Annotated in this window: 11 protein-coding genes; 5 read left to right on the top strand and 6 right to left on the bottom strand. The window is 60.1% G+C overall.

Features of this window, described 5'->3' with window-relative positions:
* Positions 1-340 precede the first annotated feature (340 nt).
* The 4 genes from B5P46_RS03170 to B5P46_RS03155 form a co-directional block, all read right to left on the bottom strand.
* The gene (locus B5P46_RS03170; RefSeq protein WP_129417429.1) at positions 341-1,987 is read right to left on the bottom strand and encodes an acetolactate synthase large subunit; all 1,647 of its coding nucleotides are present in this window, start codon (positions 1,985-1,987) and stop codon (positions 341-343) included.
* A 116-nt stretch (positions 1,988-2,103) separates the two neighbouring features.
* Complete coding sequence (locus tag B5P46_RS03165; RefSeq protein ID WP_129417428.1) at positions 2,104-2,982, bottom strand: DUF6030 family protein; 879 nt, start codon at positions 2,980-2,982, stop codon at positions 2,104-2,106.
* A gap of 482 nt (positions 2,983-3,464) precedes the next feature.
* A complete protein-coding gene (gene dctA, locus B5P46_RS03160; RefSeq protein WP_129417531.1) occupies positions 3,465-4,790 on the bottom strand; it encodes a C4-dicarboxylate transporter DctA in 1,326 nt (441 codons plus the stop codon).
* 82 nt (positions 4,791-4,872) lie between these two features.
* A complete protein-coding gene (locus tag B5P46_RS03155; protein ID WP_129417427.1) occupies positions 4,873-5,088 on the bottom strand; it encodes a hypothetical protein in 216 nt (71 codons plus the stop codon).
* Positions 5,089-5,193: 105 nt separating this feature from the next.
* Here B5P46_RS03155 and B5P46_RS03150 point away from each other — a divergent pair, with 105 nt between their 5' ends.
* The 4 genes from B5P46_RS03150 to B5P46_RS03135 all read left to right on the top strand — a co-directional run bounded on the left by B5P46_RS03150 (position 5,194) and on the right by B5P46_RS03135 (position 9,751).
* Positions 5,194-6,444, top strand: a complete 1,251-nt coding sequence (locus B5P46_RS03150; protein ID WP_129417426.1) for a LysR family transcriptional regulator — start codon at positions 5,194-5,196, stop codon at positions 6,442-6,444.
* Positions 6,445-6,687: 243 nt separating this feature from the next.
* Positions 6,688-7,710 (top strand): amidohydrolase family protein, encoded by a 1,023-nt coding sequence (locus B5P46_RS03145; protein WP_129417425.1) that lies wholly within the window; start codon positions 6,688-6,690, stop codon positions 7,708-7,710.
* Complete coding sequence (locus tag B5P46_RS03140; RefSeq protein ID WP_129417424.1) at positions 7,710-8,597, top strand: amidohydrolase family protein; 888 nt, start codon at positions 7,710-7,712, stop codon at positions 8,595-8,597. Before B5P46_RS03145 ends, B5P46_RS03140 begins: the two co-directional genes overlap by 1 nt.
* Before the next feature lie 131 nt (positions 8,598-8,728).
* Positions 8,729-9,751 (top strand): Bug family tripartite tricarboxylate transporter substrate binding protein, encoded by a 1,023-nt coding sequence (locus B5P46_RS03135; protein WP_129417423.1) that lies wholly within the window; start codon positions 8,729-8,731, stop codon positions 9,749-9,751.
* A gap of 173 nt (positions 9,752-9,924) precedes the next feature.
* Here B5P46_RS03135 and B5P46_RS03125 read toward each other — a convergent pair whose 3' ends face one another.
* A complete protein-coding gene (locus tag B5P46_RS03125; RefSeq protein ID WP_129417422.1) occupies positions 9,925-10,662 on the bottom strand; it encodes a ribonuclease activity regulator RraA in 738 nt (245 codons plus the stop codon).
* A 70-nt stretch (positions 10,663-10,732) separates the two neighbouring features.
* Positions 10,733-11,518 (bottom strand): IclR family transcriptional regulator, encoded by a 786-nt coding sequence (locus B5P46_RS03120; protein WP_129417530.1) that lies wholly within the window; start codon positions 11,516-11,518, stop codon positions 10,733-10,735.
* 214 nt (positions 11,519-11,732) lie between these two features.
* Here B5P46_RS03120 and B5P46_RS03115 point away from each other — a divergent pair, with 214 nt between their 5' ends.
* Entirely contained in the window at positions 11,733-13,253 is a 1,521-nt protein-coding gene (locus B5P46_RS03115) for an ABC transporter substrate-binding protein (protein ID WP_129417421.1), read from the top strand.
* The last annotated feature ends 6 nt before the right edge of the window (positions 13,254-13,259 follow it).

Below are 13,259 nucleotides of genomic sequence, written 5' to 3'. Positions count from 1 at the left end.
GCCGCGCGTCATTCAGATGCGCGGCAGTAGGCCTCGTCCGCAGTCTCGTGATTCCGCTGTTCCGGGACAGACCATGCCTCCCGGCAACAGGCGAGGCAAGCCTATCCTGGCCGAACAAGCCGTTATCCAATACTTGTCTAATTTTGAGTGATGTTTGACACCGTATCCACACCCGTTCACGGATGAGGACCGCTGCTGATACCGCCCCAGAACCTCCGGCGGAATGCCGCCTGATCCTAGATAACTCCGTTGAGTACCATCATCGTGTCGTCGCCCATCTCTTCCATCGTGCCGCGTCTCGCAGTCGAACGCCTATGGACCTTCATGGCAGGCGGCATCCTCAGGCCTCCAATATCGCGGGGAGCCGTTCGCGAAGCTCCTTTACCAGCACGCGTTCATTTTCCGAGTAGTCGACCGGGACGTTCACCAGATGGACGCCACCTCCTGAGAATGCCTCTTCGAGAACCTGTTTGAACTGGCCGATATCGTCGACCCTGGTTCCCCTGGCGCCGTAGGATTCGGCATATTTCACGAAGTCGGGATTGCCGAAGGTCATCCCGAAATCCGGGAACTCGTCCACCGACTGCTTCCAGCGGATCATCCCATAAGCATTGTCCTCGATGACAAGAACGACGAGGTTGAGCTTCAGCCGGACAGCCGTCTCGAGTTCCTGGGAGTTCATCATGAAGCCGCCATCGCCGCAGATCGCCATGACACGCCGCTCAGGGTAGAGCATCGAGGCAACCATGGCTGAAGGCAGCCCAGCTCCCATTGTCGCAAGAGCATTATCGAGCAGCAGCGTGTTTGCCATCCGCGTCCGGTAGTTTCGAGCGAACCAAATCTTGTACATGCCGTTGTCGAGCGCCAGGATGCCGTCATGCGGCATCACCTCTCTTATATCGTGGACCAGCCGCTGTGGGGTGAAGCGATCCTCCGTCGCCCGCGCGGCGATGCGATCGAGAATGCGCTCCCGGAGATGGAGAAGCGCCTGCGCGTTTGGTAGCTTGCCCTCGAGGCGATCCGCCAGCGCCTTCAGCGAGGGGCCGATGTCACCGATGACCTCGGATTGCGGGAAATAGACCTGCTCGACGGTCGCCGGCTGATATCCGATATGGACGACCTTCGGCCCGCCCTTGCCCATGATGAACGGTGGCTTCTCGATCGTGTCGTGCCCGATCGTGATGATAAGGTCTGCCTGTTCGATGGCCTCGTGGACATAATCCCGCTCCGACAGCGCGGCGGTGCCCATATAAAGTTCGGTTCCGCCGGGCACCGTTCCCTTCCCCATCTGGGTGGTAAAGAACGGAATGCGCGTGCGGATCACGAATTGAGCGATGTCGGAGGTCGAGCGGGGACGGGAGGCGGCGGCCCCGAACATCAGAAGCGGACGTTTGGCTGCGGCGATGAGGGCGGCAGCGCGATCGAGGGCCGCATCGCTTGCCGTCGGCAGTTCGAGCTGATGCGGCGCAATCAGCGCCACCTCCTGGCATTCTTCGGCCGCAATATCTTCTGGAAGCTCCAGATGCACCGGCCCCGGCCTTTCCTCCTGGGCGATGCGGAACGCCTCCCTGACCGTCGTCGGGATCATCTGCGGCGACACGATCTGCCTTGCGAGCTTGGTCAGCGGCTTCATCGACGCGACGACGTCGACCACCTGGAACCGCGCCTGGCGGGAGGAAAGGATGCCCTTCTGACCTGTGATCATCACCATCGGCATCGCGCCGAGCAAGGCATATGCGGCACCCGTCGACAAGTTGAGAGCACCCGGCCCGAGCGTCGTCAGGCAGACGCCGGGCTTGCCAGTCAGGCGGCCATAGGTCGCGGCCATGAATGCCGCCGCCTGCTCGTGTCGGGTGAGGACGAGCTCAATCGACGACTTTCGGATGGATTCGACGACGTCGAGGTTCTCTTCGCCTGGGATGCCGAAAATGCGGTCGACACCTTCGTTCTCAAGCGCTGCCACTAGAAGGTCGGAGCCTTTGGTCATTGGATGTGTGCCCGTGCTGTTTGATTCGAGACTTCCAGAAAGGAAGGTCCCTCGAAGATATGTTCTTTTCCGAGCCTGTCCATGTGTTCGGCGGCATCGGCGGTTATCGTCGATGTTCAGCCACAGTTCCAGCTGGATCTCGGATCGTGCCGGGTGCTTGCGCCGTCATTGAGCGCTGGCTGATATGGACGTTCCCGAGCGCTCCCTGAGGATGAAGCTCGCGGGAGCACTACGGGCATTTGGAGCCAGCGCTCAGTCGAAAAATACGTCTTGGTCTTCACCTGCGAACTTGAAGTCGCCTTAAGACCAAGAACAAAATTGAAGATATTTGCGCTGCCTGCTTCGCGCGTGAAGCTGAGATAGGAGCCGAATCGTTCGTATTCGACATTTCGAAGGTTTTGGATCGAGGCAAGAGTATCCTCGAAATCACGCCAGCACGCCTGCTTCACGATGATCTCGAAAATGCGCAGGACGGCCGGGGCGAGACGTCCCTGAGCGTCGGTCGTCGGCCCAATGATCTTGGCGCGGATCTCAAGGATATCGCCCATTTCATCTCCACGAACCTTAAGGAAGGTTGAGCTGAGGGGACGCACCTCGTCCCGTTCGTAGATGCGCTGAAAATAACATTCATAGCTGCGATTGCGCATCGATGCGGCTTTCCATTCGCTCATCTCGATGCCGGCCTCCCGAAGAGCACCGCACATATTCCGCCCCGAGACGCGCCACATCCGCAGAAACTGACTTGCCAATTCCAGCTTCGGGACCTCGATCAGCTGCAGCGATATCGACGTCGACGGGAGGGGAGAAGGAGCCACCGGATCAGGGCGGGCGGCGATACGAGATGATCGGGCAGCCTTATTGAAAGTTCGATATTCAAAGGGCTCGACCGGCTCTTCGAGGTGGTGGACTTCACGGAAAAAAACGACGAGGGCCGCAAGAAGCAAAATTGATATCAAAAGCCCCGGCCAAAGCAGAGACCGGCGGTTGCTCGGCAACGGGAAATTCCGGTGCCAACGTGGACTCTCGCGAGGAGGATCGACGGGTGATAACACTTTATCCACGGCGCGACCTCACAAGCAAAATAGGAGCGGCTGCGAGTTCGAGCTCAATCAATCTCGATCCTATTTGCGACCAACCGGTGTCGGTCGGCGCGTGGATCAATCAGCCCCTGCTGGCGACTCCTTCTGAGGTGAGCAAGAATGCGAAAAACGGTACAGTCTGTCCGACTCACCTTCGACACTGCAAGTGTGAAGTCGCGTGTGTCCAGCGTCAAGCAGGCGGCGCGATTGATCAGGCTGCGCGTCGCAGGGTTGATGGTATATTCAGCAGCACGCTGGCCTCTGGACAAGCGGCGTCAAGATTTTGTCGTTACATGGTGGCGTCCCCTAATTTTGTCAAAGGACCTGAACCTACACCCGTCCGACACCCCGGTTTCCAATAGGATAGATCGCAGACCAGAGCTGAGTCTTTCACGATATCATATCGCAGCAAGGGGGATTTGGTGCCTGGCGCGCAAGCGGGCGTTGCCGATAGTGGTGGCCAGTAGCTGCTCGTCAAGCTTGCCTTCCCATTTGGCGACCACGACGGTGGCAAGCGCATTGCCGATCAGATTCACAAAAGTCAGCCCCTCGGCGAGGATGCGGTGAATTCCGAGGATCAGTGCGATGCTGGCGACCGGGATGGTTCCGGTGGTATTCAGCGTTGCCGCCAGTACAACGAACGCCGCTCCGGCGATGCCCGCCGCTCCCTTCGAGGTGAGCAGCAGCACCGCGATCAGGCCGAGTTCGTGCCAGAAGGTCAGATGTGTGTTCGTCGCCTGTGCCAGGAACACCGCGACGGTGGTCAGATAGAGGCATGTGCCGTCGAGGTTGAACGAATAGCCGGCCGGGATGACGAAGCCGACCACGCTTTCCTCACAGCCGGCCTTGCGCATCTTCTGGATGAGGCGGGGCAGCACCGTTTCGGTCGAGGTGGTCGCAGCGACGATGACGATTTCATCCCAGAGATAGCCCAGCAGGCGCCACAGGCTGACACCGCACCAATGGGCAACGCTGCCGAGGACGATTGTTGTGAACAATGCGCAGACGACGAAGAACTCGATGATTAACTCGCCCAGCGACCAGAGCGAGGCGGTGCCGAACTGACCGACGGTAAAGGCAATTGCGCCGAAGGCGCCGAGCGGCGCGAAGTACATGATGTAGCCGATGATCTTGAAGAACCCTTGCGAGGCGCTTTCGATCACCTGGAACGCGGGGCGTCCGCGTTCTCCGATGGCGGCGATGGCGATACCGAACAGGACAGAGATTAACAGCACCTGCAGAACGTGTCCTTCCGTCAGCGCGCTGGCAAAGGTGTCCGGGATGATGTCAAGGAAATAGCTTGAAATGGACTGGTCGTGCGCCGTCGCGAGGTAGGTCTTGATCGATGCGGTATCGATTGCGGCAGCGTCGATGTTCATGCCCTCGCCCGGACGCCACAGATCGACTGCGATCAGTCCGAAGATCAGCGCCAAGATCGTGATCGCCTCGAAATAGATGATGGATTTCAGCGCGACACGCCCGACGCTCTTCATGTCGTTCATGCCGGCGATACCATGCACAACGGTGACGAAGATGATCGGCCCGATCATCATGCGGATCATTTTGATGAAGGCGTCGCCGAAAGGTTTCATCCCCACCGCAGTGGCGGGCGCGAAATGACCCAGCAGGATGCCGAGCAGCGTCCCTGCCAGCACCTGAAACCACAATTGGCCAAAGAGGCCAAATCGGCCCGCCGGTTTTTGCGTCTCACCCACAGGTGTCATCGTTTTACTCGCCTCCAAATACGTCATGTTTTATTTCCTCCCAAGCTGCCCGCCCGGCCATGATGTCCCATCTTTCAATTGTTCAATGGCAACTGCACCGTCCAATTGGTGCCCGGCGGGGCCCCGAAACGGTGACTGCGGAAGCAGCGATGCGAGCACCCGCAAAGATCGGCCGCAACCGGCCGGCCAGCGGTCCCGTGCGTCCCTGCGCATCGTGGACGATGGCCACTCCGGCATCTGCCAGGCCGTGGATAATGGCGGTATCGGCGCGTTCGATCTGGGTAATCACATCGGGCATGCTCGATCCTCCCTCCTGTCCTGGCTGGGAATTAAGGGAGGGACTATTGAGCGGCAAAGCAAACTTGATTTGCGCACCGGTCATAAGCTGTGCTGAAGTGTGACGATGATTGCACACCGCGAACTCAACCTTCGCCACCTCGAGGCCGTCGCTGCCGCCGCGCGGCTGGGCAGCATCAGCAGCGCGTCTCACACCATGAATTTGTCGCAGCCTGCTCTGACCCAGGCCGTTGCCAAGGTCGAGGCGCAGCTTGGCCATGTGCTGTTCGATCGCCAGCCGAGCGGCGTTACCAGCACCGAGGCGGGGCGCTTGATCACGGCCCGCATCGAACGCGCGCTCGCCTATGTGGCGCGCGGCGGCCAAAGCGTGCGACGTGGCGCCCGGCTGGCGCCGCTACCCCATATCGAGCGGCGCATCACTTTTGGACAATTGCGCGCGCTAATCGCGGTCGATCAAGCGGGGAGCTTTGCGCTGGCATCGAAGCGAATTGGCCTGTCTGAACCGGCATTGCATCGGGCGAGCCGCGATCTGGAGCAGTTGCTGGGTGTGCCGCTTCTCGTCCGGCAGGGGCGTACCGTTCAGCCGACGGCGGCCGCCGCCATGTTGCTGCGGTTCGCCCGTCTGGCGCAATCGGAGTTGGAGGCTGGGTTCGACGAATTGGAGGCACTGCGGTCGGAGGGCGCCGGACGTGTCACCGTCGGCACCATGCCGCTGGCGCGCGCAATCCTGTTGCCGCAGGCATTGGCTCGCTTCGCTCGCGCCTATCCAATGGCGTCGGTGAACGTGGTGGAGGGGCCATATGTGGAACTGTTGGCCAGACTCCGCGAAGGCGAGATGGATCTGCTGATCGGGGCAATGCGCGACCCCCCGCCGGTCAAGGACATCGCTCAGGAACCGTTGTTCATCGATGATCCGGTGATCGTCGGTCGCGCCGGACATCCCCTGCTGTCCAAGCCGGGATTTGCCTTCTCGCGGCTATTGGATTTCCCATGGGTTATCGCCGCGACGGGCGCGCCGGTGCGTCATCGGTGGGAGGAGATGTTCACAGAGCACGGCCTTGAGCCGCCACGGCTACGCATCGAATGCGGTTCGGTTCTGGTGGTCCGCGGGCTGATGCTGGAGGACGATTGGTTGACGCTGATGTCGCGCGACCAGTTCCTGTTCGAGCGGCGTGCTGGCCTGCTCGGCGAAATCGCCGGCGCTGGGCTGTCCTTGCGTCGTCAGATCGGCCTCACGGTGCGCGATGACTGGCGTCCGACACAGCTGCAAACGGCATTCACGGATACCTTCCGCACGGTTTGCGCGCAGTGGACTTCAGGAAAAGCAATGGAGCGTGAACCCTTCCGATATGCCTGATCGTCGTCCTGTTCGTTAGAACGGGGGCATGAGCAAGCACCAAACGATCGCATTCACCGGTTTCGGAAAGCCTTCGCAGGCTTTCCGAAGGGGCTGGCGCCCGCGCCGGCTGCAACCTCGACCGGATGCCGGTCCAGAGGCTAAGCCGCGCCACTGCCGGCTGGCTGCCCATGCCTTCCCCTCCGTCCGCTGGATTCGCTGCCGAGGCGAACGCATCTTTGCCGCTACAGGAACCTCAAAGATATGATCATCGACTGCCACGGCCACTACACCACGGCCCCTGCGCTCCATGGCGAATGGCGAGCACGGCAGGAGGCCGCCATCAAATCGGGCGGCGATATCGATCCCGCCTATCCAGACATTTCCGACGATGCGATCCGCGAGACCATCGAGGCCAACCAGCTGCGCCTGCTGCGCGAGCGCGGCGCCGACATGACTATTTTCTCGCCTCGGGCCTCGGCGATGGCGCCGCATATCGGCGGAGAATTGGTGGCAAAGGTCTGGGCGCGCCGTTCCAACGATCTGATCAAGCGCGTGGTCGATCTCTATCCCGAGACTTTCGTGGGCGTGTGCCAGCTGCCGCAATCCCCTGGGGTCTCGATCGCCAACGCGATCGATGAGCTGGAGCGTTGCGTCAACGAGCTCGGCTTCGTCGGCTGCAATCTCAATCCCGATCCCTCCGGCGGCAAGTTCGATTCGCCGCCGCTCACCGATCGCGCCTGGTACCCCTTCTTCGAAAAGATGGTGGAACTCGACGTTCCCGCGATGATCCACGTTTCCGGCAGTTGTAATTGTGCGATGCATGCGACAGGCGCCTATTACATTGCCGCAGACACCATTGCCTTCATGCAGTTCGTCGAGGGCGATTTGTTTGGGGATTTCCCCTCGCTGCGGTTCATCATTCCGCATGGCGGCGGAGCCGTCCCCTATCACTGGGGCCGTTATCGCGGCCTCTCCGACATGCTGAAGCGGCCACCGCTGGTCGAACACGTGATGAAGAACGTCTATTTCGATACCTGCGTCTATCATCAGCCGGGCATCGACCTGCTGTTCGAGGTGATCGATGTGGAAAACATCCTGTTCGGATCGGAAATGGTTGGCGCAGTGCGCGGGATCGACCCGCAGACGGGGCACTATTTCGACGACACCAAGCGCTATATCGAAGCTCTGACGATATCCGATGAGGACAAGCGGAAGGTGTTCGAACTCAACGCGCGCCGCGTCTATCCGCGTCTCGATGCACAGCTCAAGGCACGGGGGCTGTGATGGCAAATTTCCAGATGGATCCCGATTGGCTCCGCTATCATCCCGACCCGAGCAAACCGCGCTACATTCCCCCGTCGGGTGCAGTCGATGCGCATTGCCATGTCTTCGGGCCTGGGGATGTGTTTCCCTATGCGCCCGAGAGGAAATACACACCCTGCGATGCCGGCAAAGAGCAACTGTTCTCCTTGCGTGATTTTCTCGGATTCGAGCGCAACGTCATCGTCCAGGCGACATGCCACGGCGCCGACAATCGTGCCCTGGTCGATGCGCTGCATGCGGCCGGCCATCGCGCTCGTGGGATAGCGACGGTGCGCGACACGGTGACGAACCGGGAGCTCGCCGAACTGCATGACGCAGGCGTGCGCGGCGTGCGCTTCAACTTCGTTCGCCGCCTGGTCGACCCGAAACCGAATGCTTATTATCGTGCGATCATCGACCGTATCGCACCGCTTGGCTGGCAGGTGGTGATCTACTTCGAGGCGGCCGATCTCGAGGAGCGCTGGGACTTCTTCACCTCGCTACCGACGACCGTCGTGGTCGACCACATGGGCCGGCCGGATGTCTCACAGCCTGTCGACGGCCCGCAGTTCGGCCGCTTTATCCGGTTCATGACCGAGCATGAAAATGTCGTCAGCAAGGTGAGCTGCCCGGAGCGACTGTCGCGATCGGGTCCACCGAACTACGACGACGTCGTTCCGTTTGCGCGGACGCTGGTCGAGCGCTTCCCGGAGCGTGTCCTGTGGGGCACCGATTGGCCGCATCCCAATATGAAGGACCACATGCCCGACGACGGCGCGCTGGTGGACATCATCCCGCGCATCGCGCCGTCCGAGGAGCTTCAGCGCAAGCTGCTGGTTGACAATCCTATGCGGCTCTACTGGCGGTAACCCGCCTTCGGGGATGGCTGGGCGACGCATTTCACGCAGGTGGAGGGCGCCGATCTGGATGCGCAACGCATTCATGCATCGGTCGTGCGGACATCGCTGCGCGCATCGACATCTATCAAGAGGAGGAGATTATGAACATGAGCATAGGACAACAAGTGAGCACGCCATCCCGGCGGATCGTAACATTGATGAAATCGATAATCCCGGCGCTCGTTCTAGTACTCGCGATGGCGGTGGAAGCACCGGCGCAGGAGAACGACTATCCGAGCCGCGAGATCAGTCTTGTCATTCCCTTCGGCCCTGGTGGAATTGCCGACATCACTGCGCGCATCGTTGCGGATTCTCTCGGCAAAAAGCTTGGGAAACAGATCGTCATCCTGAATCAGCCTGGCGCGGGAGGATCGGTCGCCGCACGGGTGGCGCTGAATGGGGAGCCAGACGGATATACGCTCGCACTGCTGTCGAACGGAACCGCAGTCAGCGTTCCGTTGTTCAAAAACCTGCAGTTCGATCCCGTCGCCGATTTCGTTCCGGTATCCAGCCTCGCCTATTTCGACTTCGTATTCGTGACCAAGGCGGATGGCAAATTCAAATCCCTCAAGGATATTCTCGAAGCAGCCCGCGCAAACCCGGGCGCGCTCAATGTCGGGACGATTAATGTCGGGAGCAGCCAGAACCTTGCGGCCGAACTCTTCAAATCGACGGCCGGAGTGGACCTCACGATCGTTCCCTACAAGGGTACGCCGGATCTACAAGTTGCCCTTCTCGGTGGGGAGCTTGACCTGATCATCGATAGCCAGACGGCGCTAAAGGCGGCACTCCAGCAGAACCAGGCTGTTGCGATAGCATCATCTGGCTCCGCCCGTTCTATCCTCTTGCCGGACGTTCCGACGGCCCAGGAAGAAGGCGTAAAAGGGTTCGATGTCACGTCCTGGAACGGTATCTTCGCTCCCGCAGGCACACCTCAGGCCGTCGTGAACAAACTGAACACGGCGCTCGTCGAGGTTCTTGGCGATCCCGATGTCAAGAAGCGGTTTGCGGATCTCGGCGTCGAGGCCCGTTCCAGCACGCCGCAGGAAATCGGCGATCGTCTGAAGGCCGATATCGACAAGTGGTCAAAGGTCATAAAGGATGCGGGCATCGCGCGGCAATAGACGGAACGCGTCCGCCAGCCTTCCCGTGCCTCAACCGGCCGGGTCGCTTCTCAAGCCGATCCGGCATGTCCACCCATTCACTTCGCGATCATCCCGTCGCTGCGGCTGACGATCCTTTCGGTCGCCGTCTTCAGCGACGGGTTCGGGCTGCCGTTAGAGCGTTTCATTCTATTCTAGGAGGCGGTGATGGAACTTTTCAGCAATCTCGCTTGGCGCCAGGCCCCATAACGCTCGAGGGTCTCCTGGTTTGGCGGGTATACACCCAAGGTCGATTTGCCTGACTCGATTTCCAGCTTGAGAAACTCTTCCTGCTCCTCCATCGCGACAGCTTCTTCGGCAATGTCATCAACATATTCCCGCGGAATAACGATCACCGCTTCGCTGTCGCCAAAGATGATGTCATCGGGGTAAACGGCGACGCCGCCGCAGGCGATTGGCTGGTTCATGTCTGAGGCATGGTGGGCAACCAGGTTCGCCGGCGCTGCCGGTCCCATGCAGTAGGTTGGGAGTCCCAGCTGCGCGATATCGGCCGTATCGCGGACGCCGCCGTCGAGCACGAGACCGGCGGCGCCACGATAGACGAGACGACGGGCGAGCATGGCGCCAATGCCGGCGACCTCCGCCAGGGAGCGGCAATCGAAGACGAGGACGTGGCCGTCAGGGATCGTATCGATGGCCTTGCGTTGTTGATTGGATGGATCCGAACTGTAAGTCGAACCGTCGATATCCTCCCGTGCGGGGATGTAGCGTACGGTGACGGCTGGGCCGATCATCGGCCTGCCGGCGCTGGCCAGCGGTCGCACGCCGCGAACCGCGGTGTTCTTCAGGCCACGCTTCAGCAACAGAGTGCTGAGACTTGCAGAATTCGTCCGCAAAAGCTTTGCGTAAACTGATGGGTCCAAAGCCGTCATGAGATCCTCCATTGTCCGGTGGAAGCTCTAGCACAACGAGAAGATAGTTCAATAAAGAATTTTGTGTTTCTTATTTGGATAAAGGCTGTTTGCCATTGATCGCCTTTGTCAAGCTGGCGGCGCCCTCCACAACCTCACGCTTGATTGCCCGTGCCCTGTCCGGCGTCGCTTCACCAATAAACGGGACGCTGATCGTCGCGACGAGTCGACCTTCGGAATCGAAGACGGGGGCGGCAAAGGCCCGGAGGCCAAGGTTGGATTCCTGATTGTCCTCGGCACATCCATTGCGCCGAATTTCAACGAGTGCTTCCTTCAGCGCCTCCGGATCGGTAATCGTATATGGCGTCTTTGACTCCAGTCCTCCGCTGCAATAGGCCTCGATGTCACCGTAGTCCGAATAGGCAAGAGCGAGCTTGCCGGCGGCGCCGACATGTTTACGCGAGCGGCTGCCGACCTTGATGAAAAGCGAATAATCGCCGGGACTGGAGGCTGCAAATATCGTCATCATCTCATTGCCTTCGGGGGTGGCCAGTCTGAAGGATTCGAAAATGCGGTCAGCCGCAGCTGTCAGGATCGGCCTCGCCGCCTCGATCACCGTTGCCCTGTCGGCGCCGGGCGAGATACGCCGCGCAAGCTCGACGAATTTTGGCCCCAACTCGTAGGACGCTCCACCATTCACCCGCGCTACAAGCCCATGCGCGGCCAATGAATTGAGGATCCGATAAACCGTCGAGCGTGGAACTCCAAGCTGATCAACCAGCGCGGCCAAGGAAATTCCCGTCTTCGCATCGGCAACGGCCTCAAGCAGGTGGGCGGTCTTTTCAACGACGGGTGATCCATGCTTTGGTTCAATCATGAACTTTGAATTCCATATGAGAATTATAATATTGACTTCGCCGGACTGAGCGAGCATGCTCAGTGGTGTGAGTGTCACATTTGACACTACGCGCTTGGCGGAGGAAGTAAAGCCATTTGGATAGCCGCCGAGGCGGTGCGCAACCGGATGGTTTTCACACAGACGGCACTGCGATGACGGGATGCCGCTCGTTTGGATCTGGAGGAGGGATTTCATGAAGAAGATGAAGGGAATTGGTGCGCTGAGCATCGGACTGGCATTTCTGCTGGCTCCGGGCAGCGCAATTCGCGCCGACGCTGCCTCGGATAAGCTGACGGTGGTGGTGACCGACGAACCGAAGTCGCTCGATCCCTGTGATACCGACCTTTCGGGCAACTCTCGCATTCTACACAACAACATCACGGAAGCGCTGGTCAATCTGAGCCCAGCCGACGGATCGGTCGTCCCGAGCCTTGCCACCGGCTGGCGGCAAGTGGACGAGCTGACCTGGGAATTCAAGCTCCGCGACGATGTCACCTTCCACGACGGCAAGGCGTTCGATGCCAGTGCGGTCGTTGCCGCTCTCAAGCGGGCGCAGGATCCGGCACTGGCCTGCGAAGTCGGACTTGCGACGTTGAAGGGCGTCAAGTTCAATGCAGAAGCGGTGAACCCGACGACCCTCCTCATCAAAACTGATATCGTCGAGCCGATCCTGCCGAACAAAATGTCCGCCGTGGACATCGGTTCGCCGGCGACCCCGAACGACGGCAAGTCGCGCTCCCCGGCCGGAACCGGACCCTACAAGCTTGCAGCGTGGACGCCCGGGCAATCGGTCGACCTTGTGGCCTATGACGGCTATTGGGGCGACAAGCCGGCGATCAAGAACACAACGATCATCTGGCGGGCCGAATCCGCTGTTCGCGCGGCAATGGTCGCCACCGGTGAAGCGCAGATCGCCTATGAAATAGCACCCCAGGACGGCACCACGGAACAGGATCATGCCTTCCCGAACGCGGAAACCTCGCTGCTGAGGATCGATGCAGAAATTCCGCCGCTCAACGACAAACGCGTGCGTGAAGCCCTTAATCTTGCGATCGACCGGGACGGACTTGTCGGCACCATCTTCCACCAGGATGCCCAAAAGGCGATGCAGGCGGTGCCGCCGTCCGTCTTCGGTTTCAATCCCGACATCCCCGTCTGGACGTATGATCCCGAAAAAGCGAAGTCCCTGCTCGCTGCGGCGAAAGCCGATGGCGTGCCGGTCGACAAGGAAATCGTCATCTACGGCCGCATCGGCATCTATCCCAATTCGTCCGAAAGCCTGGAAGCCATTCAGGCGATGCTCGCGGATGCCGGCTTCAATGCCCGGCTCGAAATGCTTGAAACAAGCCCGTGGCTGAAGAAGCTTCTTAAGCCTTGGGACAAGGAACGCCAGCCGTCGGTTCTGCAGACGCAGATCGACAACACCGAGGGCGACGCCGTATTCACGCTGCCGAACCGCTTTACCACCGACGGCAACCAGGCGACCATCGCCGATGCCAAGCTCGACACATTGATTGCCGACGCGTCGAAGGCGACCGGCGACGAACGCAAGAAACTGTTTGAGGAGGCGTTCAGCTACATCGCCGTCGATGCGGTCAATATCGTGCCGCTGTTCCACATGGTCACGATTGCCCGCGTCGCCGAGAACGTCACCTATACGCCCGATGTGCAGGCCGGCAACGAGATCAAGCTTAAATCGATCAGCTACCGCTGACGGCGC

Origin of the sequence: Rhizobium leguminosarum, assembly GCF_004123835.1 — a bacterium.
Taxonomy (GTDB): domain Bacteria; phylum Pseudomonadota; class Alphaproteobacteria; order Rhizobiales; family Rhizobiaceae; genus Rhizobium; species Rhizobium leguminosarum_M.
This window is presented reverse-complemented; position numbering and strand designations above follow the sequence as displayed.

Excerpts from the sequence above, each read along its gene's own strand:
- B5P46_RS03170 (WP_129417429.1), bottom strand. The coding sequence starts at position 1,987 with ATGACCAAAGGCTCCGACCTTCTAGTGGCAGCGCTTGAGAACGAAGGT.
- dctA (WP_129417531.1), bottom strand. The coding sequence starts at position 4,790 with ATGACACCTGTGGGTGAGACGCAAAAACCGGCGGGCCGATTTGGCCTC.
- B5P46_RS03155 (WP_129417427.1), bottom strand. The coding sequence starts at position 5,088 with ATGCCCGATGTGATTACCCAGATCGAACGCGCCGATACCGCCATTATC.
- B5P46_RS03150 (WP_129417426.1), top strand. The coding sequence starts at position 5,194 with ATGATTGCACACCGCGAACTCAACCTTCGCCACCTCGAGGCCGTCGCT.
- B5P46_RS03145 (WP_129417425.1), top strand. The coding sequence starts at position 6,688 with ATGATCATCGACTGCCACGGCCACTACACCACGGCCCCTGCGCTCCAT.
- B5P46_RS03140 (WP_129417424.1), top strand. The coding sequence starts at position 7,710 with ATGGCAAATTTCCAGATGGATCCCGATTGGCTCCGCTATCATCCCGAC.
- B5P46_RS03135 (WP_129417423.1), top strand. The coding sequence starts at position 8,729 with ATGAACATGAGCATAGGACAACAAGTGAGCACGCCATCCCGGCGGATC.
- B5P46_RS03125 (WP_129417422.1), bottom strand. The coding sequence starts at position 10,662 with ATGACGGCTTTGGACCCATCAGTTTACGCAAAGCTTTTGCGGACGAAT.
- B5P46_RS03120 (WP_129417530.1), bottom strand. The coding sequence starts at position 11,518 with ATGATTGAACCAAAGCATGGATCACCCGTCGTTGAAAAGACCGCCCAC.
- B5P46_RS03115 (WP_129417421.1), top strand. The coding sequence starts at position 11,733 with ATGAAGAAGATGAAGGGAATTGGTGCGCTGAGCATCGGACTGGCATTT.